This window comes from Pseudomonas sp. S49 (genome assembly GCF_009866785.1).
Lineage (GTDB): Bacteria > Pseudomonadota > Gammaproteobacteria > Pseudomonadales > Pseudomonadaceae > Aquipseudomonas.
The window spans coordinates 69,374-88,635 of record NZ_CP019432.1; the positions used below are offsets into that span (position 1 = coordinate 69,374).

A 19,262-nucleotide genomic window follows, 5' to 3' on the forward strand; every position below is an offset into this window, starting at 1 on the left:
TCGGCGGGTCCGGCGCTAGAATAGCGGGACCGTTGACGACAAAGGGACAAGGTTATCATGCGTACGTTAAATCGCTTGCTGCTGGTCGGTCTGATTGCTGTCTCACCGTTGGCCGCGATGGCGGCGGATGATGCGCCGTCAGGGGATCCTGAAGTCACCATTCGCACGGAAGGCGACAAGACGATTCAGGAGTACCGTCAAAACGGGTTCCTGTACGCGATCAAAGTCACGCCAAAGGGCGCGCCGCCTTACTTTCTGGTGCGTGCAGACGGGACGGATGCAAACTTCATCCGCTCGGATCAGCCGGATATGCTGATTCCGTCGTGGAAGATTTTCGAATGGAAGTAGATTTTTAATTCACCCGGCGCCGCCATTGGCGGCGCCCGTACTGGCAGTTAAAACATGTCTGTGTTCACTCCCCTGGCTCGGCCCGAGCTGGAAACCTTTCTCGCCCCTTACGGGCTAGGCCGTCTGCTTGATTTCCAGGGGATCGCCGCCGGCAGCGAAAACACCAACTTCTTTATCAGCCTGGAGCAGGGCGAGTTCGTTCTGACCCTGGTCGAGCGTGGCCCGGTGCAGGAGATGCCGTTCTTCATCGACCTGCTCGATGTGCTCCACGAAGCCGACTTGCCGGTGCCGTATGCACTGCGCACCACTGACGGTGTGGCGCTGCGTGAGCTGAAGGGCAAACCGGCACTGCTGCAACCGCGCCTCTCTGGCAAGCACATCAAAGTTGCCAATGCCCAGCATTGCGCGCAGGTCGGCGAGTTGCAGGCGCACCTGCACCTGGCGACCCAGGGCGAGCGCATGATCAAGCGCAAGACCGATCGCGGCCTGGACTGGATGCTGGAAGAGGGCACGGAGTTTCTTTCGCACCTGAGCGATGAGCCGCGTGCGCTGCTGCAAAAGGCGTTGGACGAGATCACCGAGCGCAAAGAGAAGATCCTCGCGCTGCCCCGGGCGAACATCCACGCCGACCTGTTTCGCGATAACGCGATGTTCGAAGGCACGCACCTGACCGGGCTGATCGACTTCTACAACGCCTGCTCGGGGCCGATGCTCTATGACGTGGCGATTGCCTTGAATGACTGGTGCTCGGACGAGGACGGTTTGATTGATGGCCCGCGTGCTCGCGCATTCCTTGGCGCTTATGCGGCGCTGCGCCCGTTTACGGCGGCGGAAGCTGAGTTGTGGCCGACCATGCTGCGTGTGGCCTGTGTGCGATTCTGGCTGTCGCGGTTGATCGCGGCGGAGCAGTTCGCCGGGCAGGACGTGTTAATTCACGATCCGCGGGAGTTTGAGCAGCGCTTGGCGCAGCGGCAGCAGGTCAGTACACCGTTGCCTTTCGCCCTTTAAAAGCTTCGCGAGCAGGCTCGCTCCCACAGGATTTCGGTGATCCTGTGGGAGCGAGCCTGCTCGCGAATGGGGGCAACACCGATGCCGGGGGTTACAGAGATTCCAGGCACCCGGCCAAATCGTTACCCAGCTTCTCCAATACCTGCTCATAGCCCTGAGCCGTCGCCGGGGTGTACCCGCCCAACGCATCCAGTTCTGCCAGCTTCACCGGCAGACCGGCCACCAAAGTCTCGGCCAGACGCGGACGCAACGGCGGCTCACTGAACACACACGTCTTGCCCACTTCCTGCAATCGCTTGCGCATCGCCGCAACATGCTGCGCACCGGGCTGCACTTCGGCGGCCACGCTGAACACACCGGCGTGCTTCAGGCCATAAGCCTCTTCAAAGTAATCAAAGGCCTCGTGGAAGACGAAGTAGGGCTTGCCTTCAACACTGGCCAGACGCTTCTTCAAACGCTGATCCAGTGCATCCAGACGTTCATCAAACGCCTTGGCGTTGCTTTGATAACGCTGCGCATTCGCCGGATCAACAGCACTCAAGTCAGCGGCCATTTTGTCGGCAATCACCCGCGCATTCACCGGCGATAGCCACAAATGCGCATCCAGCGTGCCCGGACGATGATCGTGATCATGCTCGTCGGCGTCTTCGGCGTGGGAATGGCTGTCCTCAGCAAAACGCCGCAATTTCATCCCCGGCAAATCCTGCACCGCGACGCTCGGCAGCGTCCGACCATTCAGCACGCGTGGCAGAAAGCCTTCCATGTCCGGGCCGATCCAGTAGAGCAGATCGACCGACTGCACCTTCCGTACGTCGGATGGGCGCAGGGCGTAATTGTGTGGCGACGCACCCGGCGGCAGCAGCACTTCGGGAATCGCCACGCCGTCCTGCACGGCCGCTGCAATCAGTTGCAACGGTTTGATGCTGGTGAGGACTTTGACCTCGGCCTGAGCCGAACCGATCAGCAGAAAACTGGCGACAAAAGCCACAAAAACAGAAAAAAGTCGGGACACGATGACCACTCAAGGAGGCGAGAACGGGTAACATAATAACGTCTCTATCAAAACTCGTCGCCGCCCATGCCTATTACACCGATTGCCAGCCGTCCCCACGACCACTCTCATTGCGTGCACAGCGCTTTGTCCGAGGCCGATACCTTGTGCGCCCAGAAAGGCTTGCGCCTGACCGCGTTGCGCCGCCGGGTGCTGGAACTGGTGTGGCAGAGTCACAAGCCGCTGGGCGCCTACGACATTCTCGCTGTACTCAGCGAGCAGGACGGCCGCCGCGCCGCGCCGCCAACCGTGTACCGCGCGCTGGATTTCCTTCTGGAAAACGGCCTGGTGCACCGCATCTCTTCGCTGAACGCCTTCGTCGGCTGCGTCCATCCGGAGCACGCGCATCAGGGCCAGTTCCTGATCTGCCGCGATTGCCACGCTGCCATCGAGCTTGAGCAAAAAGTGATCAGCGACGCGATCATCAACAGCGCCAAAGACGTCGGTTTCATCGTCGAAGCGCAGACCGTCGAAGTCGTCGGCCTGTGCTCCGGTTGCCAGGGGGCTTGATGAGCAACGCGCTGATCCGTCTGGAGCAGGTCGCCGTCACATTTGCCGGGCAGGCTGTGCTGGACAATATCGAGCTGAGCGTCGAGCCGGGGCAGATCGTCACCCTGATCGGCCCCAATGGCGCCGGCAAGACCACGCTGGTGCGCGCCGTGCTGGGCCTGTTGAAACCGGACAGCGGCAGCGTCTGGCGCAAACCGAAACTGCGCGTCGGTTACATGCCGCAAAAACTCCACGTCGATCCGACTCTTCCGCTGTCGGTGCTGCGTTTTCTGCGGCTGGTGCCGGGCGTTGATCGTCCGCGTGCGCTGGCCGCGCTGAAAGAGGTCGGCGCTGAACACGTCATCGACAGCCCTGTGCAAAGCGTTTCCGGCGGTGAAATGCAGCGTGTGCTGCTGGCGCGGGCACTGCTGCGCGAACCGGAATTGCTGGTGCTCGACGAGCCGGTGCAAGGCGTCGACGTCGCCGGGCAGGCCGAGCTGTACAGCCTGATCACTCGTCTGCGCGACCGCCACGGCTGCGGCGTGTTGATGGTGTCCCACGATTTGCATCTGGTGATGAGCACCACCGACCAAGTGGTCTGCCTCAACCGTCACGTCTGCTGCTCCGGGCATCCCGAGCAGGTCAGCGGCGATCCGGCGTTTGTCGAGCTGTTCGGCAAGAACGCGCAGAGCCTGGCGGTCTATCACCACCATCACGACCACGCCCACGACCTGCACGGTTCGGTGGTCAAAGGGCCGGTTATTGGCCAACCTCACGTTCACGGAGACAACTGCAAGCATGGCTGATTTTCTGTTGTATGCCCTGCTTGCAGGTCTGGCGTTGGCGATCGTTGCAGGTCCGTTGGGTTCGTTCGTGGTCTGGCGGCGCATGGCCTATTTCGGCGATACCTTGTCCCACGCCGCATTGCTCGGCGTGGCGCTGGGCTTTTTGCTGGATGTCAGCCCGACCGTTGCAGTCACCGTAGGCTGCTTGCTGCTGGCGGTGCTTTTGGTGACCTTGCAACAGCGCCAACCGCTGGCGTCTGACACGCTGTTGGGAATTCTCGCACCGAGCACGCTCTCTCTCGGCCTGGTGGTACTAAGCTTCATGCATGAAGTGCGGATCGACCTGATGGCCTATCTGTTCGGCGACCTGCTGGCGATCAGCCCGACCGATCTGGCGTGGATCCTCGGCGGCAGCGCGGCGGTGCTGGTGTTGCTGGTGACGCTGTGGCGGCCATTGCTGGCGATTACCGTGCACGAAGAGCTGGCCAAGGTCGAAGGCCTGCCGGTCGCAGGTCTGCGCATGGCGCTGATGTTGTTGATTGCGGTAGTCATCGCGGTGGCGATGAAAATCGTCGGTGTGTTGCTGATTACCTCGCTGTTGATCATCCCAGCGGCTGCGGCACAGCGTCACGCCCGCTCGCCGGAGCAGATGGCCCTGGGCGCGAGCCTGCTGGGCATGCTCGCCGTGTGTGGCGGGCTGGCGCTGTCGTGGTTCAAGGACACCCCGGCGGGGCCGTCAATCGTTGTGACGGCGGCCGCACTGTTTCTGTTGAGTTTTGTTCTGCCCCGTCGTGGGGTGTAGACTTGGCCGCTTTTTGCGCAAATAGAGAGTCGCAGGAATGAAGCCGTTCGCCTCCCGTTATCTGCTCCTTGTCGCATTTTCAGTGCTACTGGGCGCCTGCCAAAGCACGCCGCCGGTGGCCGAAGTCCCCGATGCGCGGGCTACGGCCATCGCACAGCTGGAGCAAAGCCTGGCCAGCAGCGAACTGGCCACTGCCGAAGACCAATTGGCGGCTTTGCAGAAAGACACCCCCAACGATCAATCCCTTGAGCAATACCAGCGGCAATTGGCCGAGGCGTATCTGCGTCGCAGCCAGATCGTGCTGCAGAAGGGTGATGTGAATGCCGCCGCCACAGCGCTGAGCCGTGCTCGCGCACTGATGCCGAAAGCGCCGGCGCTGACCGGTGGCGTGAATGGCGCCATCACCGAAGCGCGCAAGGCTGAGCTGGAAAAAGCTGAAGCGGCGCTGTTGGCAGCCGAAGCCAAGCCGAAAGCCAAGGTGATCGATCCGACTGCCGAGAGCACCACGGTGGCGCTGAATATCACCGATAGCCGCAAACTTCGCCGGCAACTGGATGCGATCGCCGCTGATGTGGTGAATTACGAGTGTGGGGTGACCATTCAGGCACCACGCACCAATGACTATCCTTGGTTGGCGACGTTGCTGACCAAGCGGGTCAAGAAATTGAATCCGGATTTTGATCTGAAGATTGTGAAGCAGACCGTGCGCACCGTGCCTGCGCAGATGGTTCTCAGTCCGCGTAAACCTTAAAAAGCTTCGCGAGCAGGCTCGCTCCCACAGGGATCTCCAGTGAACACAAAATTCGTGTTTATAGGAGAACCCTTGTGGGAGCGAGCCTGCTCGCGAAAGCGTCCTTTCAGCCAACGAAGATTTTAAGCTGGAATGGCCTTCGCCTTAGGCTCACGATCCCAAACCCGATGCTGCCCGATCGCAGCAAAGAATGGCTTTGTAAGCGCGCCAACATCCTTGCCTTGCAACAACCCTGCATCCGCCTCCAGCTTCAGCAAATCCTGCAATTGCTTGGCATCGCCGTGCAACGCAATCGCCTTCAAATGCTTGTACGCCTCCAGCAGGTAATGCAACGCCACGCCGTCGCCGCTCAGCGCCTTCACCGACGCCGCGCCACCCGGCACGAACACCGCGTCAAAAATCACCGACGGCATGCCTTCCATCGAAGCATCCACTGGCAACATTTTGCCGTCAGCGGTCTTCACCGGCGCTGAAGTCGGGCCGAGCAACTTGGCATGCGCACCCTCAGCGGCCAATGCCTTCTTCATTGCATCAATCGCCGCACCATCGACGCCGTTGGCAGCAAGAATCGCCACTTTTCGAGTTTTGATGTTTTCTGGCAGCAAATTGGCCTGACTCAATGACGGCGAGTGATCAAACGACACCTTGCGCACATCCACCGTACCTTTGCTCGGCGCTGGCAGACCCAGATTAGCCGCCACACGCTTGGCCAGTTCCAGATCGATGTTGGCCAGAATCTCGTTCACTTCCCGCGCACGGATGAACTCGCGCTCAACCTTGCCCAGCTCGAAGCTGTAAGCGGCAATGATGTGCTCCTTCTCGTGATCGCTCATGCTGTTGAAGAATAGCGTCGCCTGGGAGAAGTGATCGCTGAACGACTCGCTGCGCTGGCGGATCTTGTTGGCATCGATGCGCTCTGGATAACTTTCGAAACCACCGTCCTGCGCGGCCGGCGGCGTTTCTTTCGGCCAGCCGCCATCAATCGAGTTCGGCTCGTAAGACGCGCGGCCCTTGTCGATCACCGTGCGGTGCTGCGCATCGCGCTGGCCGTTGTGGAACGGCGCCACCGGGCGGTTGATTGGCAGCTCATGAAAGTTCGGCCCACCGAGTCGGCTGATTTGCGTATCGGTGTAGGAAAACAGTCGGCCCTGCAGCAGCGGGTCATTGGAGAAGTCGATGCCCGGCACGATGTGGCCAGGGCAGAACGCGACTTGCTCGGTCTCGGCGAAGAAGTTGTCCGGGTTGCGGTTCAGCGTCATCTTGCCCAGCGGCGTGATCGGCACGATCTCTTCGGGGATCAGCTTGGTCGGGTCGAGGATGTCGAAATCGAAGTCGTGCTCGTTTTCCTCCTCGATGATCTGCACGCCGAGTTCCCATTCCGGGTAATCGCCCATTTCGATCGCTTCCCAGAGGTCGCGACGGTGGTAGTCGGTGTCTTTACCGGCGAGCTTCTGCGCCTCGTCCCAGACCAGCGAGCACGTGCCGGCGGTAGGGCGCCAGTGGAATTTGACGAAGCGCGATTTGCCTTCAGCGTTGATCAGCCGGAAGGTGTGCACACCGAAGCCCTGCATGCTGCGCAGGCTTTTCGGAATCGCCCGGTCAGACATCGCCCAGATGACCATGTGCGCCGATTCCGGCACCAGCGAGACGAAATCCCAGAAGGTATCGTGGGCTGAGCCACCGGTTGGGATTTCATTGTGCGGCTCGGGCTTCACCGCGTGGACGAAGTCGGGAAACTTGATCGCGTCCTGAATGAAAAACACCGGCATGTTGTTGCCGACCAGGTCAAAGTTGCCTTCATCGGTAAAGAACTTCACCGCGAAACCGCGCACGTCACGCACGGTATCGCCGGAACCACGCGGGCCCTGCACCGTGGAAAAGCGCACGAATACCGGGGTCTTTTTCCCCGGATCCTGTAGGAAACCGGCCTTGGTCAGCGTCGAATGGTTCTCGTACGCCTGAAAGAAACCATGCGCGCCGGTGCCGCGTGCGTGGACGATGCGTTCCGGAATGCGCTCATGGTCAAAATGCGTGATCTTTTCCCGCATGATGAAGTCTTCAAGCAACGACGGCCCGCGCGGGCCGGCCTTGAGCGTGTTTTGGTTGTCGGCGATCTTCACGCCCTGGTTGGTGCGCAGGGCCTGGCCGGTGGCGTCGGAGCGAAACTTTTCCAGGCTGTCGAGTTTGGCGTTGGTGTTGGCGCGATCCGGGGTATCGGTTCCGGCCATCTGGCTTTTATCGGTCGTAGGCTTCTTGCTCATCAGTCGTAAACTCCTCGGTTGACCCCGATGCTGGCCGGGGACTCTTGAGTGGTTCCCGGGCACGGCACCCAGGGTTTTCAAGTCGCTTACTTAGTGACTGATGAGGCGTTGGGGGCGTTCCTTTTTTATGACCTTTGATCTTGTTATTGCCAAATCGAAGGTTAATTGCGAAATAAATGCTAAGAACCTCTATACGGACAGGCTAAAATGCGCGCCCGGCTAACCGCTGATCCTTTTCTAACGCGCCCCACAAGGTTCGCTACGTGATCGAGTTTCAAAACGTCCATAAGACTTACCGCGTCGCCGGTAAGGACATTCCCGCGCTGCACCCGACCAGTCTCGCCATCGAGAACGGGCAGGTGTTCGGCCTCATTGGCCATTCCGGCGCGGGCAAAAGTACCCTGCTGCGGCTGATCAATCGCCTGGAGAACTCCAGCGGCGGCAAGATCATCGTCGACGGCGAAGAAGTCACCGCGCTGGACGCCAACGGCCTGCGCCGTTTCCGTCAGCAAGTCGGGATGATCTTCCAGCACTTCAACCTGCTCGCCTCCAAGACCGTGGCTGACAACGTTGCGTTGCCGCTGACCCTGGCCGGCGAACTGTCGGGCAGCGAGATCGACAAGCGTGTCGCCGAGTTGCTGGCGCGGGTCGGTCTGTCCGACCACGCCAAGAAGTACCCGGCGCAATTGTCTGGCGGCCAAAAGCAGCGCGTCGGCATCGCCCGCGCCCTGGCGACCAAGCCGAAGATTCTGCTGTGCGACGAGGCCACCAGTGCCCTCGACCCGCAGACCACTGCGTCGGTCCTGCAACTGCTGGCCGAGATCAACCGCGAGCTGAAACTGACCATCGTCCTGATCACCCACGAGATGGATGTCATCCGTCGCGTCTGCGATCAAGTGGCGGTGATGGATGCCGGCGTAATCGTCGAGCAAGGTTCGGTGGCCGATGTGTTCCTGCATCCGCAGCACCCGACCACCAAGCGTTTCGTCCAGGAAAGCGAGCAGATCGACGAAAGCGAGCAGCGTGATGACTTCGCGCACGTGCCGGGGCGCATCGTGCGTCTGACCTTCCAGGGCGAAGCGACCTACGCGCCGTTGCTCGGTACCGTCGCCCGGGAAACCGGCGTCGACTACAGCATCCTCGCCGGTCGTATCGACCGCATCAAAGACATTCCGTACGGGCAATTGACCCTCGCCGTCACCGGTGGCGACATGGAAGCGGCCTTCGCCCGCTTCACCGCCGCTGACGTTCACATGGAGGTATTGCGCTAATGGAAGACCTGATCAGTTTCTTCACCAACATCGATTGGTACGAAATCTGGCTGGCCACCGGCGACACCATGCTGATGCTTGGTGGTTCGCTGCTGTTCACCGTGTTGCTCGGCCTGCCGCTGGGCGTGTTGCTGTTCCTCTGCAGCCCGCGTCAGTTGCTGGAAAACCGTGGTCTGTACGCGGTCCTGTCGCTGGCGGTGAACATCCTGCGTTCGTTGCCGTTCATTATTCTGTTGATCGTGATGATCCCGTTCACCGTACTGATCACTGGCACCTCGCTGGGCGTGGCCGGTGCGATCCCGCCGTTGGTCGTCGGTGCCACACCGTTCTTCGCGCGTCTGGTGGAAACCGCCCTGCGTGAAGTCGATCGCGGCATCATCGAAGCGACCCAGTCGATGGGCGCGACCACGCGGCAGATCATCATGAATGCCTTGCTGCCGGAAGCCCGTCCGGGCATCTTCGCGGCGATTACGGTGACGGCGATTACACTGGTGTCCTACACGGCGATGGCCGGTGTGGTTGGCGCTGGTGGTCTGGGTGACCTGGCGATCCGTTTCGGCTACCAGCGTTTCCAGACTGACGTGATGATCGTCACTGTGGTGTTGCTGCTGATTCTGGTGCAAGTGCTGCAGATGGTGGGCGACCGTTTGGTCGTGCATTTTTCGCGCAAATAAGCGGTTTTGTATTGAACAGATGAGCCGGCCATTCGCTGGCAGGCGCCAGACGGGCGCCTCATAAGGAGTTAGCTGAATGAAAAAACTGATCGCTGCTTTTGCTGCCGTTGCAGCATTCTCGGCCCACGCCGAAACCCTGACCGTTGCCGCCACTCCGGTGCCGCACGCGGAAATCCTCGAGTTCGTGAAGCCGGCGCTGGCCAAAGAAGGCGTGGAGCTGAAGGTCAAGGTCTTCACCGACTACATTCAGCCGAACGTACAGGTCGCGGAAAAGCGTCTGGACGCCAACTTCTTCCAGCACCAGCCGTACCTCGATGAGTTCAACAAGGCCAAGGGCACCAGTCTGGTTGCCGTGACCGGTGTGCACCTGGAGCCGCTGGGCGCTTACTCGAGCAAGCTCAAGGATCTGAAGGATCTGCCAAGCGGTGCCAACGTGGTGATCCCGAACGACGCTACCAACGGTGGCCGTGCGCTGTTGCTGCTGGCCAAGGCTGGCGTGATCACGCTGAAGGATCCGACCAACATCCTGTCGACCGTCAAAGACATCGCGACAAACCCGAAAGACCTGAAAATCCGCGAACTGGAAGCCGCGACCATCCCGCGCGTGCTGACCCAGGTCGATCTGGCGCTGATCAACACCAACTACGCGCTGGAAGCCAAGCTCGATCCGTCCAAGGATGCGCTGGTGATTGAAGGCAATGATTCGCCGTACGTGAACATCCTCGTGTCCCGCGCGGACAACAAGGACAGCGACGCGATGAAGAAACTCGCTGCTGCGCTGCACAGCCCGGAAGTGAAGAAATTCATTACCGAGAAGTACAAAGGCGCGGTATTGCCGGCGTTCTGATTTAGATTGCTGCAACGAAAAGGGGACGCCATGAGCGTCCCCTTTTTTGTGTCTGGTGTTCGGCTTGCGACCTGCTGTGAAGCTTCCCCTCACCCCAGCCCTCTCCCGAGGGAGAGGGGGCCGACCGAGGTGTCTTGCGTCATACATCGACCTGAAAGGTCTTGGCGATTATGGATTCAATGCAGGACGTTCAATTCGGTGTAGCTTCCCAATATTCCCCGATCAGTCCCCTCTCCCTCTGGGAGAGGGCTAGGGTGAGGGGCTTTTCGCTCTTCAGCTTTTATTTGCGGTTAAGCATCACCGGCAACTGCGCGACCAGTTTGGCGTTGTTCAGCGGCGCCCGAATAAACCCACGCTGCGTACCATCCGGCCCGATCACCGCGAGATTGCCGCTATGGTCGACGGTGTAATTCGGCTTGCTGGTGTCCGCCGGAATAAACGGAATACTCACCGCATTTGCCACCTTCTGCAGTTCTTCAATCGAAGTCGGTGTCAGGCCAACAAACTGCGGATCAAAGTAACCCAGATACTGCTTCAACTGCTTGGGGTTATCGCGGTTCGGGTCAACGCTGACCAGCACGATCTGCAACTTGTCCACAGCGTCCTTGGGCAACTCGCTCTTGATCTGGCGCAGCTGTGCGAGGGTGGTCGGGCAGATGTCCGGGCAGAAGGTGTAGCCGAAGAACAACAGACTCCACTTACCTTTGAGCTCATTGATCGCCACCGGTTTGCCGTCCTGATCGGTCATCGTCACGTCCGGCAGATTGCGGCTCTGCGGCAGCAGAATAATGCCGGCGTCGATCAGCGCAGTGGGATCGCCCTGGCCCTTGCCGCTCAGCACTTTGTTGACGGTCAGGCCGAGGATCAGCGCGATCACGGCGACGAGGATGAAGACGGTTTTCTGGGTTCGAGTCATAGGTTCAACAGTAAGTAGTGGTCTACGAGCAGGGCGATGAACAGCAGAAACAAGTACCAAATAGAGTACTTGAAGGTGTTGATCGCCGCGTGCGGCCGAGTGCCACGGTACAGCACCACGGCCCATTGCAGAAACCTTGCGCCGAGCGCGAGCGCGCAAATCAGGTAGAGCGCGCCGCTCATGTGGATCACGTACGGCAGCAGGCTCACCGCCAGCAGCGCGAAGGTGTACAGCAGAATATGCACTTTGGTGTAGTGCTCGCCGTGGGTGACCGGCAGCATCGGGATGTCAGCCTTGGCGTATTCCTCTTTGCGATGGATCGCCAATGCCCAGAAGTGCGGCGGCGTCCAGGCAAAGATGATCAGCACCAGCAACAACGGTTCGGCGCTGACGTGGCCAGTGGCGGCGGTCCAGCCAAGCAGCGGTGGCGCGGCGCCGGCGAGGCCACCGATGACGATGTTTTGCGGCGTCGCGCGTTTGAGGAAACCGGTGTAGATCACGGCGTAACCGAGCAGCGAAGCCAGGGTCAGCCACGCCGTTAGCGGATTGGTGAAAGTCAGCAACAAGGCCTGACCGAGCAGCGCCAATACCAATGCAAAGGTCAGCGCCGCGGCCGGTGAAACCCGTCCTTCGGCCAATGGCCGTTTGTGCGTGCGCGCCATCACCGCATCGATGCGCCGATCCACCACATGGTTGACCGCCGCTGCGCCGCCGGCACACAACGCAATCCCCAGATTGCCAAACACCAGCACCGTCCACGGCACCCCGGCGCGAGTTGCGAGGAACATGCCGACCAGCGAGGTGATCAGCATCAGCACCACGACTTTCGGTTTGGTCAGTTCCAGATAATCTCGCCAGATCGCCTGATGCGGGCGTTCGCCAATCAGAATCGCCACGGCGTTTCTCCTTTTATGGTGATGGGCGCGGCCGCGTGTTTACGCGGGCTCAGGCGCCAGCGTGCGAGCACCGGTTGTTTGACCCGGACCAGACTGGTGCGCGCGTGATAGTTGACCAGCACCATGGTCAGCAACAGCGCCGCACCGCCGGCGTTATGCGCAACCGCCACCGGCAGCGGCAGATGGAACAGCACGTTGCTGATGCCCAGGGTGATCTGTGCGGCGAGGGCGACCAGCACCAGACCGGCAAGCCGCGTCATGCCGACCACTTTTAATTGCCAAGCCAGGCCAAGCAAAACCAACGTCACCAGCAAAGCGCCGATCCGGTGAGTCAGGTGAATCGCCGTGCGCGCATCGCTGTCCAGTTGTCCGCCGAGATAATTCGGGCCGATGTGTTGGGTCAGATGAAAACCGTTGGCGAAATCCGCTGGCGGCAACCATTGCCCGTGGCAGGTCGGAAAATCAATGCAGGCCACCGCCGCGTAATTGGAACTGACCCAGCCGCCCAGCGCGATCTGGCCAATCACCAGCAACAATCCCGCCGTCGCCCAATACTGCAAACGCTTGGGCACGGTCAGCGCCGGCAACACTCCGGACAATCGCAACGTCAACAAAAACAACAGACTCAAGGTCGCAAAGCCGCCGAGCAAATGCCCGGTGACCACCTGCGGCCAGAGCTTGAGCGTCACCGTCCACATGCCGAACGCGGCTTGCGCGAACACCACCGCCAGCAGAAACAGCGGCAGCTTCAACGGCTGTCCCGGATGACGTCGATTGACCCACGCGCGCCCGGCGAGAATCGAAATCAGCAGGCCGAGGGTGCCGGCGAAGTAGCGGTGGATCATCTCGTTCCAGCCCTTGTGCGCCTCCACCGGCGAGTCCGGGTAATGCAGTTCGGCATGGGCCAGTTGCGCTTCGCTTTTCGGCACGCTGATAAAGCCGTAGCAGCCCGGCCAGTCCGGACAGCCGAGGCCGGCGTGGGTCAGGCGCGTATAGGCGCCGAGCAGCACCACAATCAGTGCCAGCAGGGTGGCAAACAGCGCGAGGCGAAATCCAGGTTTGGCCATGACGATGCCCTTATCCGATGTTCGACAGTTTCAGCAGGTGCCGCAGGTCGTTGAGCAGATCCTTGCCTTTCACATTCGGCTCGTAACGCAGCACGAGGTTGCCGTGCGGGTCGATGATCCACAGTTGTGGCGTGGCTTTGTCGCCAGTGGTTTTGCTGAACACACCAGCGTCCAGCGGATAGCGTTGCAGTTGTGGATATTCACGGGTCAGCTTGGCTTCGTAATCGGCGCTCACTGGTTGTGCGACGGCGAGGGCATGGCTGGCGCGGCCGGCCTCGCGACCGAGGCCGATCTGGATCTGCCGCGCCAGATACACCAGTTGCTGGCAGTCCACCGCGCAATCCTTCGGCGCGGTGACCAGCATCTGCCAGCGTTCTTCATCGGCTTGTACGCCGAGGTCGGCGCGGGTCTGGCCGTTGCCGATCAGCTCACCGTGATAGCTGCGACCTTCCGGCACCCAGAACTGCAATTTGTACATGCCGGTGGCGAGCAGCATCGGGCCGACCACGCCGAGCACAATCAGCAATAACTGAATGCGCCCGCGACGGCGGCTGGCGGCAGGTTTCGCCTCAGACATGCTGGGTGGATTCATGGCCGTTCCCATGGTGTTTCTCCTTTGCGTTGTGCAAGCCCAAATAGACGTAGAGGCCGAGCAGGGCGGTGGCCATGGCGAACCACTGCACGGCGTAACCGAGGTGTTTTTCCGGGCCCATGGCGACCACCGGCCAATCGGCCTCGTAGCTGGCCGGGCCGGGTTCGACGCGTAATTCGTAGGCGAAGCCGTCGCGCTCGAGGGTTTGCCACAGCTTGGTGGGCTCGACGGCAGTGATGGTTTGCGGCCAGGTGTTGCTGACCGGATCGGCGTGCAACTGGAAAGTAGCGCCGGGGGCGACGTAGACCCAGGCGTCGATATTCAGCGCATCGGCAGGTGTGGAAAATTGTGGCGGCACGCGGCGATCCGGCCACGGCAACCAGCCGCGATTGACCAGCAGCCACAAACCGCTGCGTTGATCCTGAAACGGTTGCAGCAACTCGACGCCGACCTTGCCGTCGCGCTGGCGGTTGTCGAGCAACAGACTGTGCGCGGCATCGAACTGGCCGTGCAGATGCACACGGCGATAGGCCGGATCGGCGCTGCTCAGTAACTCGCTGCTGGCCATCGGTTCGGCGGCGCGGCGTTCGGCGTAACTGGCGAGCAGGGCGGTTTTCTCGGCGCCACGGCTCAATTGCCAGAAACCCAACGACACCAGCAGCGGCAGCAAAAGCGCCACCACCACGGTCGGTATCACGCCCGGGCGAAAACGCTTCATGGCTGCGCCACAAAGTCAGTCGTTGCGATCGCTATACTCAACTGCATCGCCTGTCCCCCGGAGTTCTTCCCATGCTCAAAACAGCGATCGTCCTGATGCTGATTGCCACGGTGATCAGCCTGTTCAGCGGCCTGTTTTTCCTGGTCAAGGACGACAGCAGCTCGAATCGCCTGGTCATCGCCTTGAGTGTTCGGGTGGCATTGGCCGCAGTCACCGTCGGCTTGATCGCCTGGGGCTTTTACAGCGGCCAACTGGTGTCGCATGCGCCTTGGTAATGCTGACCCTCAGAGTACGTAAACGAAGATAAAGAGGCCGATCCACACCACGTCGACGAAGTGCCAATACCAGCTCGCCGCTTCGAAGCCGAACTGGTGCTCGTTGTCGAAATGGCCCCTCATGATGCGCATCAGCATCACAAACAGAATGATCGTGCCGATGGTCACGTGGGCGCCGTGGAATCCGGTGAGCATGAAGAACGTCGCGCCATAAATGCCCGAACCGAGGGTCAGGCCCAGCTCGTGATAGGCGTGAATGTATTCCTCAGCCTGGAAACCGAGAAACGCGCAGCCCAGCAGCACGGTGATCGCCAGCCAGATTTTCAGCGCGCCGCGATGGCCCTTCTTCAAGGCGTGGTGGGCGATGGTGATGGTCACACTGGAGCTGACCAGCAGGATCGTGTTGATCAGCGGCAGGCCCCACGGGCTGATGATGTCCTTGGGCGGCGGGAACAGTTTCGGGTCTGGCGTGTGCAGCAGCGGCCAGGTGAACTGGAAGTTCGGCCAGAGCATGTGCGCGATGCCTTTCGGGCCTTCGCCGCCAAGCGCCGGGCCGGAAATGTGTCGTACGTAAAACAGCGCGCCGAAGAAGGCGATGAAGAACATCACTTCGGAGAAGATGAACCAACTCATGCCCCAGCGGAACGAGCGATCCAGCTGCGCGCTGTAGAGTCCCGCGCGGCTTTCCTTGATCACCGTGCCGAACCAGCCGAACAGCATGTACGCCACCAGCAGGCCGCCGATGAAAAAGATCAGCGGGCCGTGGGATTCCGGGCGCGCGGCCTTCAGATCGTTGAACCAGGTGGCCAGGCCGTACACGGTGACGAGCATCCCGACCGTGGCAATGATCGGCCATTTGCTCTGGGCCGGAACGAAATAATGCTCATGAGTTGCCATTTATTGTTCTCCTTATCGGGCACGCTCAACCGCCAGTGTTTGCAGCCACCGGCGGATGTCGGGCGGTGATATCGAACAGCGTGTAGGACAGCGTCAGGTGCTTCACATCCTTGGGCATGTCGCGGTCAACAATGAAGCGCACCGGCATCTCGATCTGCTGACCGGGCTGCAGCACCTGCTGGGTAAAACAAAAGCATTCGGTCTTGTGGAAATACGCCGCCGCGTTGCTCGGCGCGATACTCGGCACGGCTTGCGCACTCATCGGCTTGTCGGTGGGGTTGCGCGCGATGAAAATCATCTCGTTGACCGCGCCGGGGTTGGCGGTGAGTTCGTCGTGCTTGGGATAGAAATCCCATGGCATATCGGCGGTGTTGGTCGACAGAAACTGCACGCGCACCTGGCGCGAAGTGTCGACCACCTGTTCACCCTCGTACTGTCCGGCAGTCTTGCCGTTGATGCCGAAGGCCTTGCACATCACGTCGTAGATCGGCACCAGGGCAAAGCCGAAGACAAACATCGCCACCACCACCCCGAGCAGGCGAGTGACGAGTTTTTTCATCGAGATCGAGTCAGCCATGATTCATGCCTCCCCACTAAACCCTGTAGGAGTGAGCCTGCTCGCGATGGGTCCACCGCGGTGTGCCTGACACACCGCCATCGCGAGCAGGCTCACTCCTACAAAAGCCAAGCGTTTCATTTCACTTCCGGCGGTGTGGTGAAGGTGTGATACGGCGCCGGTGACGGCACGCTCCACTCCAGACCTTCCGCGCCATCCCAAGGCTTGGCCGGTGCAGGCTCGCCACCCCGAATGGTCTTGATCACGATGAACAGGAAGAAGATCTGCGTGGCACCGAACATGAACGCGCCAATCGACGAGACCATGTTGAAGTCGGCGAACTGTAGGTTGTAGTCCGGGATCCGTCGTGGCATCCCCGCCAGTCCCACGAAGTGCATCGGGAAAAAGGTCAGGTTCATGCCGACGAACGACAGCCAGAAATGCAGCTTGCCGAGGGTTTCGTCGTACATGTGCCCGGTCCATTTCGGCAACCAGTAATAGGCCGAGGCGAAGATCCCGAAGATCGCCCCCGGCACCAGCACATAGTGGAAGTGCGCGACCACAAAGTAGGTGTCCTGATACTGGAAGTCCGCCGGGGCGATGGCCAGCATCAGCCCGGAGAAACCGCCGATGGAAAACAGGATCACGAATGCCACGGCAAACAGCATCGGTGTCTCGAAGGTCATCGAGCCTTGCCACATGGTGCTGGCCCAGTTGAACACCTTGACCCCGGTCGGCACCGCGATGAGCATGGTCGCGTACATGAAGAACAGCTCGCCCACCAACGGAATGCCGACCACAAACATGTGGTGCGCCCAAACGATGAACGACAGGAACGCGATGCTCGCCGTGGCGTAGACCATCGAGGTGTAGCCGAACAGCGGTTTGCGCGCGAAGGTCGGGATGATCTGGCTGACCGCGCCGAACGCCGGCAGGATCATGATGTACACCTCCGGGTGGCCGAAGAACCAGAACACATGCTGGAACAGCACCGGGTCACCGCCACCGGCAGCACTGAAGAAACTGGTGCCGAAGTGGATGTCCATCAGCATCATCGTCACGCACCCGGCCAGCACCGGCATCACCGCGATCAGCAGGAACGCGGTGATCAGCCAGGTCCAGACGAACAGCGGCATTTTCATCAGGGTCATGCCGGGGGCGCGCAGGTTGAGAATGGTGGCGATCACGTTGATCGCGCCCATGATCGAACTGATCCCCATCAGGTGGATGGCGAAGATGAAGAAGGTCACGCTTTCCGGCGCGTAAGTCGTCGACAGCGGTGCGTAAAAGGTCCAGCCGAAGTTCGGCCCGCCACCGGGGCTGAACAGGGTCGAGACCAACAGCAGAAACGCCGCCGGCAACAACCAGAAGCTGAAGTTGTTCATCCGTGGCAGGGCCATGTCCGGCGCGCCGACCATCAGCGGGATCATCCAGTTGGCGAGGCCGACGAACGCCGGCATCACTGCGCCGAAGACCATCACCAGTCCATGCATGGTGGTCATCTGGTTGAAAAACGCCGGTTCGACGATCTGCAAACCGGGCTGGAACAGCTCGGCGCGGATCACCATGGCGAACGAGCCGCCAAGCAGGAACATCAGGAACGCAAACCACAGGTACAGCGTGCCGATGTCCTTGTGGTTGGTGGTCAGTACCCAGCGCATCAGGCCTTTGGCGGGGCCGTGGGCGTGGTCGGCATGACCGTGGTCATCGATGACAGCGCTCATGGCCGGTCTCCTTTACGTGAGTGGGCGGGGCGGGCCGGGGCGTGATGCCCCGGCCGGTTCACGAGGTACGCGATAGACCGGCTCATTTGCTTTCCGCCTGTTTCAGCTCCAGCACTTCTTTTGGCGTGACCATGTCGCCCTTGTTGTTGCCCCAGGCGTTACGTTCGTAGGTCACGACCGCTGCGATATCGACTTCCGACAGCTGTTTGCCGAACGCCGCCATGGCGGTGCCGGGCTTGCCGTGGAAGACAATGCTCAAGTGATCCTTGATCGGGCCGGTGGCAATTTTCGAGCCCTTGAGCGCCGGGAACATCGGCGGCAGGCCTTGGCCTTCGGCCTGGTGACAGGCAACGCAGGTGGTGTGATACACCTTGTCGCCGCGCTCCTTGAGTTCGTCGAGGGTCCAATCCTTGCTGGTCAGCTCTTTAAGCTGTGCGGCCTCGGCCTTGCGCTCGGCCAGCCACTTGTCGTAGTCGGCCTTCTCTTTGACCTCGACCACGATCGGCATGAAGCCGTGATCCTTGCCGCACAGCTCGGCGCACTGGCCACGGTAAAGTCCGGGCTTGTCGACACGCGTCCAGGCCTCATTTACGAACCCGGGGATCGCATCGCGCTTGACCGCAAACGCCGGCACCCACCAGGAGTGGATAACGTCGGCGGAGGTCACGAGGAAGCGCACCTTGGCCCCGGTCGGCAGTACGAGCGGCTTGTCGACCTCAAGCAAGTAGTGCTCGCCCTTGGCTTCCTTGTTGTGGATCTGCTCGGCGGGGGTGGCCAGGTTGCTGAAGAACTCGACGTCCTGGCCCAGGTATTTGTAGTGCCACTTCCACTGGTAGCCGGTGACCTGGATATCAATATCCGGCTCACTGGCGTCGTACATCTTGATCAGGGTGGCGGTCGCGGGTACGGCCATGGCCACCAGAATCAGCAGCGGCACGACGGTCCACATGATTTCGACGCCGGTGCTTTCGTGGAATTTTGCCGCGACCTGCCCGGTAGAACGGCGGTGCACCATCATCGACCAGAACATGGCGCCGAAGACGATGATCCCGATCACCACACAGATCCAGAAAATGGTCATGTGCAGGTCGAATACTGCGTGACTGATTTCAGTCGCTCCAGGCGCCATATTCACAGTCCAGGCGGCGTTGGCCTGGCTGAAAATCGACCACAACAGGAGGCCCATCCAGACGTGTGGATGTCGCATCATTGCGGGTTCCCCTTATCGTTCTTGTTATCCCGCCGGCTTTCGCCTGCGGCAAGGGAGCGGCTGCATCAGACTACGAACTTGAATCGCCGGGCCTTGCTGCGGGTGCAGTCGGGCGTCATCAGCT

General features: G+C 60.6%; 21 protein-coding genes. 10 read left to right on the forward strand and 11 right to left on the reverse strand.

From position 1 onward, the window contains the following. Positions 1 to 57: 57 nt before the first annotated feature. Together PspS49_RS00315 and PspS49_RS00320 are read left to right on the forward strand one after the other, a co-directional pair. Positions 58 to 348: a DUF2782 domain-containing protein gene (locus PspS49_RS00315; RefSeq protein ID WP_127925310.1), complete on the forward strand. Its 291-nt coding sequence runs from the start codon at positions 58 to 60 to the stop codon at positions 346 to 348. Between the two features lie 54 nt (positions 349 to 402). Further along, positions 403 to 1,356 carry a homoserine kinase gene (locus tag PspS49_RS00320; RefSeq protein WP_129387093.1) on the forward strand — a complete coding sequence of 318 codons (954 nt, stop codon included), beginning with the start codon at positions 403 to 405 and terminating at the stop codon, positions 1,354 to 1,356. Between the two features lie 91 nt (positions 1,357 to 1,447). On the opposite strand, the gene PspS49_RS00325 is transcribed toward PspS49_RS00320, so the two are convergent. Next, positions 1,448 to 2,368, reverse strand: coding sequence for a zinc ABC transporter substrate-binding protein (locus tag PspS49_RS00325; RefSeq protein ID WP_160037662.1), 921 nt, complete (start codon positions 2,366 to 2,368; stop codon positions 1,448 to 1,450). A gap of 66 nt (positions 2,369 to 2,434) precedes the next feature. Between PspS49_RS00325 and PspS49_RS00330 the strand changes: the two genes are divergently transcribed. The 4 genes from PspS49_RS00330 to PspS49_RS00345 are packed head-to-tail and all read left to right on the forward strand — an operon-like array spanning position 2,435 to position 5,234. Beyond that, on the forward strand, positions 2,435 to 2,917 hold the full coding sequence (locus PspS49_RS00330) for a Fur family transcriptional regulator (RefSeq protein ID WP_007911760.1): 483 nt from the start codon (positions 2,435 to 2,437) through the stop codon (positions 2,915 to 2,917). Further along, on the forward strand, positions 2,917 to 3,702 hold the full coding sequence (gene znuC, locus PspS49_RS00335) for a zinc ABC transporter ATP-binding protein ZnuC (protein WP_007911759.1): 786 nt from the start codon (positions 2,917 to 2,919) through the stop codon (positions 3,700 to 3,702). Before PspS49_RS00330 ends, znuC begins: the two co-directional genes overlap by 1 nt. Next, positions 3,695 to 4,483, forward strand: coding sequence for a zinc ABC transporter permease subunit ZnuB (znuB, locus tag PspS49_RS00340; RefSeq protein WP_007911758.1), 789 nt, complete (start codon positions 3,695 to 3,697; stop codon positions 4,481 to 4,483). The genes znuC and znuB overlap by 8 nt, the downstream gene beginning before the upstream one ends. A 37-nt stretch (positions 4,484 to 4,520) precedes the next feature. After that, positions 4,521 to 5,234 (forward strand): PA5502 family lipoprotein, encoded by a 714-nt coding sequence (locus tag PspS49_RS00345; RefSeq protein WP_127925314.1) that lies wholly within the window; start codon positions 4,521 to 4,523, stop codon positions 5,232 to 5,234. Between the two features lie 122 nt (positions 5,235 to 5,356). Here the strand turns inward: PspS49_RS00345 and katE are convergent, their stop codons facing one another. After that, complete coding sequence (gene katE / locus PspS49_RS00350) at positions 5,357 to 7,498, reverse strand: catalase HPII (RefSeq protein WP_160042440.1); 2,142 nt, start codon at positions 7,496 to 7,498, stop codon at positions 5,357 to 5,359. 260 nt (positions 7,499 to 7,758) lie between these two features. Here katE and PspS49_RS00355 point away from each other — a divergent pair, with 260 nt between their 5' ends. From PspS49_RS00355 to PspS49_RS00365, 3 genes are all read left to right on the forward strand, one after another. Further along, a complete protein-coding gene (locus PspS49_RS00355; protein ID WP_127925315.1) occupies positions 7,759 to 8,766 on the forward strand; it encodes a methionine ABC transporter ATP-binding protein in 1,008 nt (335 codons plus the stop codon). Next, complete coding sequence (locus tag PspS49_RS00360; protein WP_127925316.1) at positions 8,766 to 9,440, forward strand: methionine ABC transporter permease; 675 nt, start codon at positions 8,766 to 8,768, stop codon at positions 9,438 to 9,440. Before PspS49_RS00355 ends, PspS49_RS00360 begins: the two co-directional genes overlap by 1 nt. A 76-nt stretch (positions 9,441 to 9,516) precedes the next feature. After that, positions 9,517 to 10,287 carry a MetQ/NlpA family ABC transporter substrate-binding protein gene (locus PspS49_RS00365; RefSeq protein WP_095125096.1) on the forward strand — a complete coding sequence of 257 codons (771 nt, stop codon included), beginning with the start codon at positions 9,517 to 9,519 and terminating at the stop codon, positions 10,285 to 10,287. Positions 10,288 to 10,567: 280 nt separating this feature from the next. Here the strand turns inward: PspS49_RS00365 and PspS49_RS00370 are convergent, their stop codons facing one another. From PspS49_RS00370 to PspS49_RS00390, 5 genes are read right to left on the reverse strand one after another with little or no spacing between them, the layout of a single operon-like run. Further along, positions 10,568 to 11,203 (reverse strand): SCO family protein, encoded by a 636-nt coding sequence (locus tag PspS49_RS00370; RefSeq protein WP_007911741.1) that lies wholly within the window; start codon positions 11,201 to 11,203, stop codon positions 10,568 to 10,570. Continuing rightward, positions 11,200 to 12,099: a heme o synthase gene (cyoE, locus tag PspS49_RS00375; RefSeq protein WP_160037665.1), complete on the reverse strand. Its 900-nt coding sequence runs from the start codon at positions 12,097 to 12,099 to the stop codon at positions 11,200 to 11,202. The genes PspS49_RS00370 and cyoE overlap by 4 nt, the downstream gene beginning before the upstream one ends. After that, a complete protein-coding gene (locus PspS49_RS00380) occupies positions 12,087 to 13,166 on the reverse strand; it encodes a COX15/CtaA family protein (protein ID WP_160037667.1) in 1,080 nt (359 codons plus the stop codon). Before PspS49_RS00380 ends, cyoE begins: the two co-directional genes overlap by 13 nt. Before the next feature lie 10 nt (positions 13,167 to 13,176). Beyond that, on the reverse strand, positions 13,177 to 13,770 hold the full coding sequence (locus tag PspS49_RS00385) for a hypothetical protein (RefSeq protein WP_150749947.1): 594 nt from the start codon (positions 13,768 to 13,770) through the stop codon (positions 13,177 to 13,179). Further along, complete coding sequence (locus tag PspS49_RS00390) at positions 13,736 to 14,476, reverse strand: SURF1 family protein (protein WP_150776522.1); 741 nt, start codon at positions 14,474 to 14,476, stop codon at positions 13,736 to 13,738. Before PspS49_RS00390 ends, PspS49_RS00385 begins: the two co-directional genes overlap by 35 nt. Positions 14,477 to 14,547: 71 nt before the next feature. Here PspS49_RS00390 and PspS49_RS00395 point away from each other — a divergent pair, with 71 nt between their 5' ends. Next, positions 14,548 to 14,751 (forward strand): twin transmembrane helix small protein, encoded by a 204-nt coding sequence (locus tag PspS49_RS00395; protein WP_127925322.1) that lies wholly within the window; start codon positions 14,548 to 14,550, stop codon positions 14,749 to 14,751. A gap of 9 nt (positions 14,752 to 14,760) precedes the next feature. On the opposite strand, the gene PspS49_RS00400 is transcribed toward PspS49_RS00395, so the two are convergent. From PspS49_RS00400 to coxB, 4 genes are all read right to left on the reverse strand, one after another. Then, positions 14,761 to 15,648, reverse strand: coding sequence for a cytochrome c oxidase subunit 3 (locus PspS49_RS00400; RefSeq protein WP_127925323.1), 888 nt, complete (start codon positions 15,646 to 15,648; stop codon positions 14,761 to 14,763). 25 nt (positions 15,649 to 15,673) lie between these two features. Then, on the reverse strand, positions 15,674 to 16,225 hold the full coding sequence (locus PspS49_RS00405; protein WP_102902574.1) for a cytochrome c oxidase assembly protein: 552 nt from the start codon (positions 16,223 to 16,225) through the stop codon (positions 15,674 to 15,676). Between the two features lie 116 nt (positions 16,226 to 16,341). After that, on the reverse strand, positions 16,342 to 17,928 hold the full coding sequence (ctaD, locus tag PspS49_RS00410) for a cytochrome c oxidase subunit I (RefSeq protein ID WP_095119635.1): 1,587 nt from the start codon (positions 17,926 to 17,928) through the stop codon (positions 16,342 to 16,344). Positions 17,929 to 18,010: 82 nt separating this feature from the next. Further along, entirely contained in the window at positions 18,011 to 19,138 is a 1,128-nt protein-coding gene (gene coxB / locus PspS49_RS00415) for a cytochrome c oxidase subunit II (protein WP_160037669.1), read from the reverse strand. Between the last annotated feature and the right edge of the window lie 124 nt (positions 19,139 to 19,262).

What these genes read in the sequence shown, in the direction of transcription:
- PspS49_RS00315 (WP_127925310.1), top strand. Translation starts at nt 58, where the DNA reads ATGCGTACGTTAAATCGCTTGCTGCTGGTCGGTCTGATTGCTGTCTCA.
- PspS49_RS00320 (WP_129387093.1), top strand. Translation starts at nt 403, where the DNA reads ATGTCTGTGTTCACTCCCCTGGCTCGGCCCGAGCTGGAAACCTTTCTC.
- PspS49_RS00330 (WP_007911760.1), top strand. Translation starts at nt 2,435, where the DNA reads ATGCCTATTACACCGATTGCCAGCCGTCCCCACGACCACTCTCATTGC.
- znuC (WP_007911759.1), top strand. Translation starts at nt 2,917, where the DNA reads ATGAGCAACGCGCTGATCCGTCTGGAGCAGGTCGCCGTCACATTTGCC.
- znuB (WP_007911758.1), top strand. Translation starts at nt 3,695, where the DNA reads ATGGCTGATTTTCTGTTGTATGCCCTGCTTGCAGGTCTGGCGTTGGCG.
- PspS49_RS00345 (WP_127925314.1), top strand. Translation starts at nt 4,521, where the DNA reads ATGAAGCCGTTCGCCTCCCGTTATCTGCTCCTTGTCGCATTTTCAGTG.
- PspS49_RS00360 (WP_127925316.1), top strand. Translation starts at nt 8,766, where the DNA reads ATGGAAGACCTGATCAGTTTCTTCACCAACATCGATTGGTACGAAATC.
- PspS49_RS00365 (WP_095125096.1), top strand. Translation starts at nt 9,517, where the DNA reads ATGAAAAAACTGATCGCTGCTTTTGCTGCCGTTGCAGCATTCTCGGCC.
- PspS49_RS00370 (WP_007911741.1), bottom strand. Translation starts at nt 11,203, where the DNA reads ATGACTCGAACCCAGAAAACCGTCTTCATCCTCGTCGCCGTGATCGCG.
- PspS49_RS00380 (WP_160037667.1), bottom strand. Translation starts at nt 13,166, where the DNA reads ATGGCCAAACCTGGATTTCGCCTCGCGCTGTTTGCCACCCTGCTGGCA.
- PspS49_RS00385 (WP_150749947.1), bottom strand. Translation starts at nt 13,770, where the DNA reads ATGGGAACGGCCATGAATCCACCCAGCATGTCTGAGGCGAAACCTGCC.
- PspS49_RS00390 (WP_150776522.1), bottom strand. Translation starts at nt 14,476, where the DNA reads ATGAAGCGTTTTCGCCCGGGCGTGATACCGACCGTGGTGGTGGCGCTT.
- PspS49_RS00395 (WP_127925322.1), top strand. Translation starts at nt 14,548, where the DNA reads ATGCTCAAAACAGCGATCGTCCTGATGCTGATTGCCACGGTGATCAGC.
- PspS49_RS00400 (WP_127925323.1), bottom strand. Translation starts at nt 15,648, where the DNA reads ATGGCAACTCATGAGCATTATTTCGTTCCGGCCCAGAGCAAATGGCCG.
- PspS49_RS00405 (WP_102902574.1), bottom strand. Translation starts at nt 16,225, where the DNA reads ATGGCTGACTCGATCTCGATGAAAAAACTCGTCACTCGCCTGCTCGGG.
- ctaD (WP_095119635.1), bottom strand. Translation starts at nt 17,928, where the DNA reads ATGAGCGCTGTCATCGATGACCACGGTCATGCCGACCACGCCCACGGC.
- coxB (WP_160037669.1), bottom strand. Translation starts at nt 19,138, where the DNA reads ATGATGCGACATCCACACGTCTGGATGGGCCTCCTGTTGTGGTCGATT.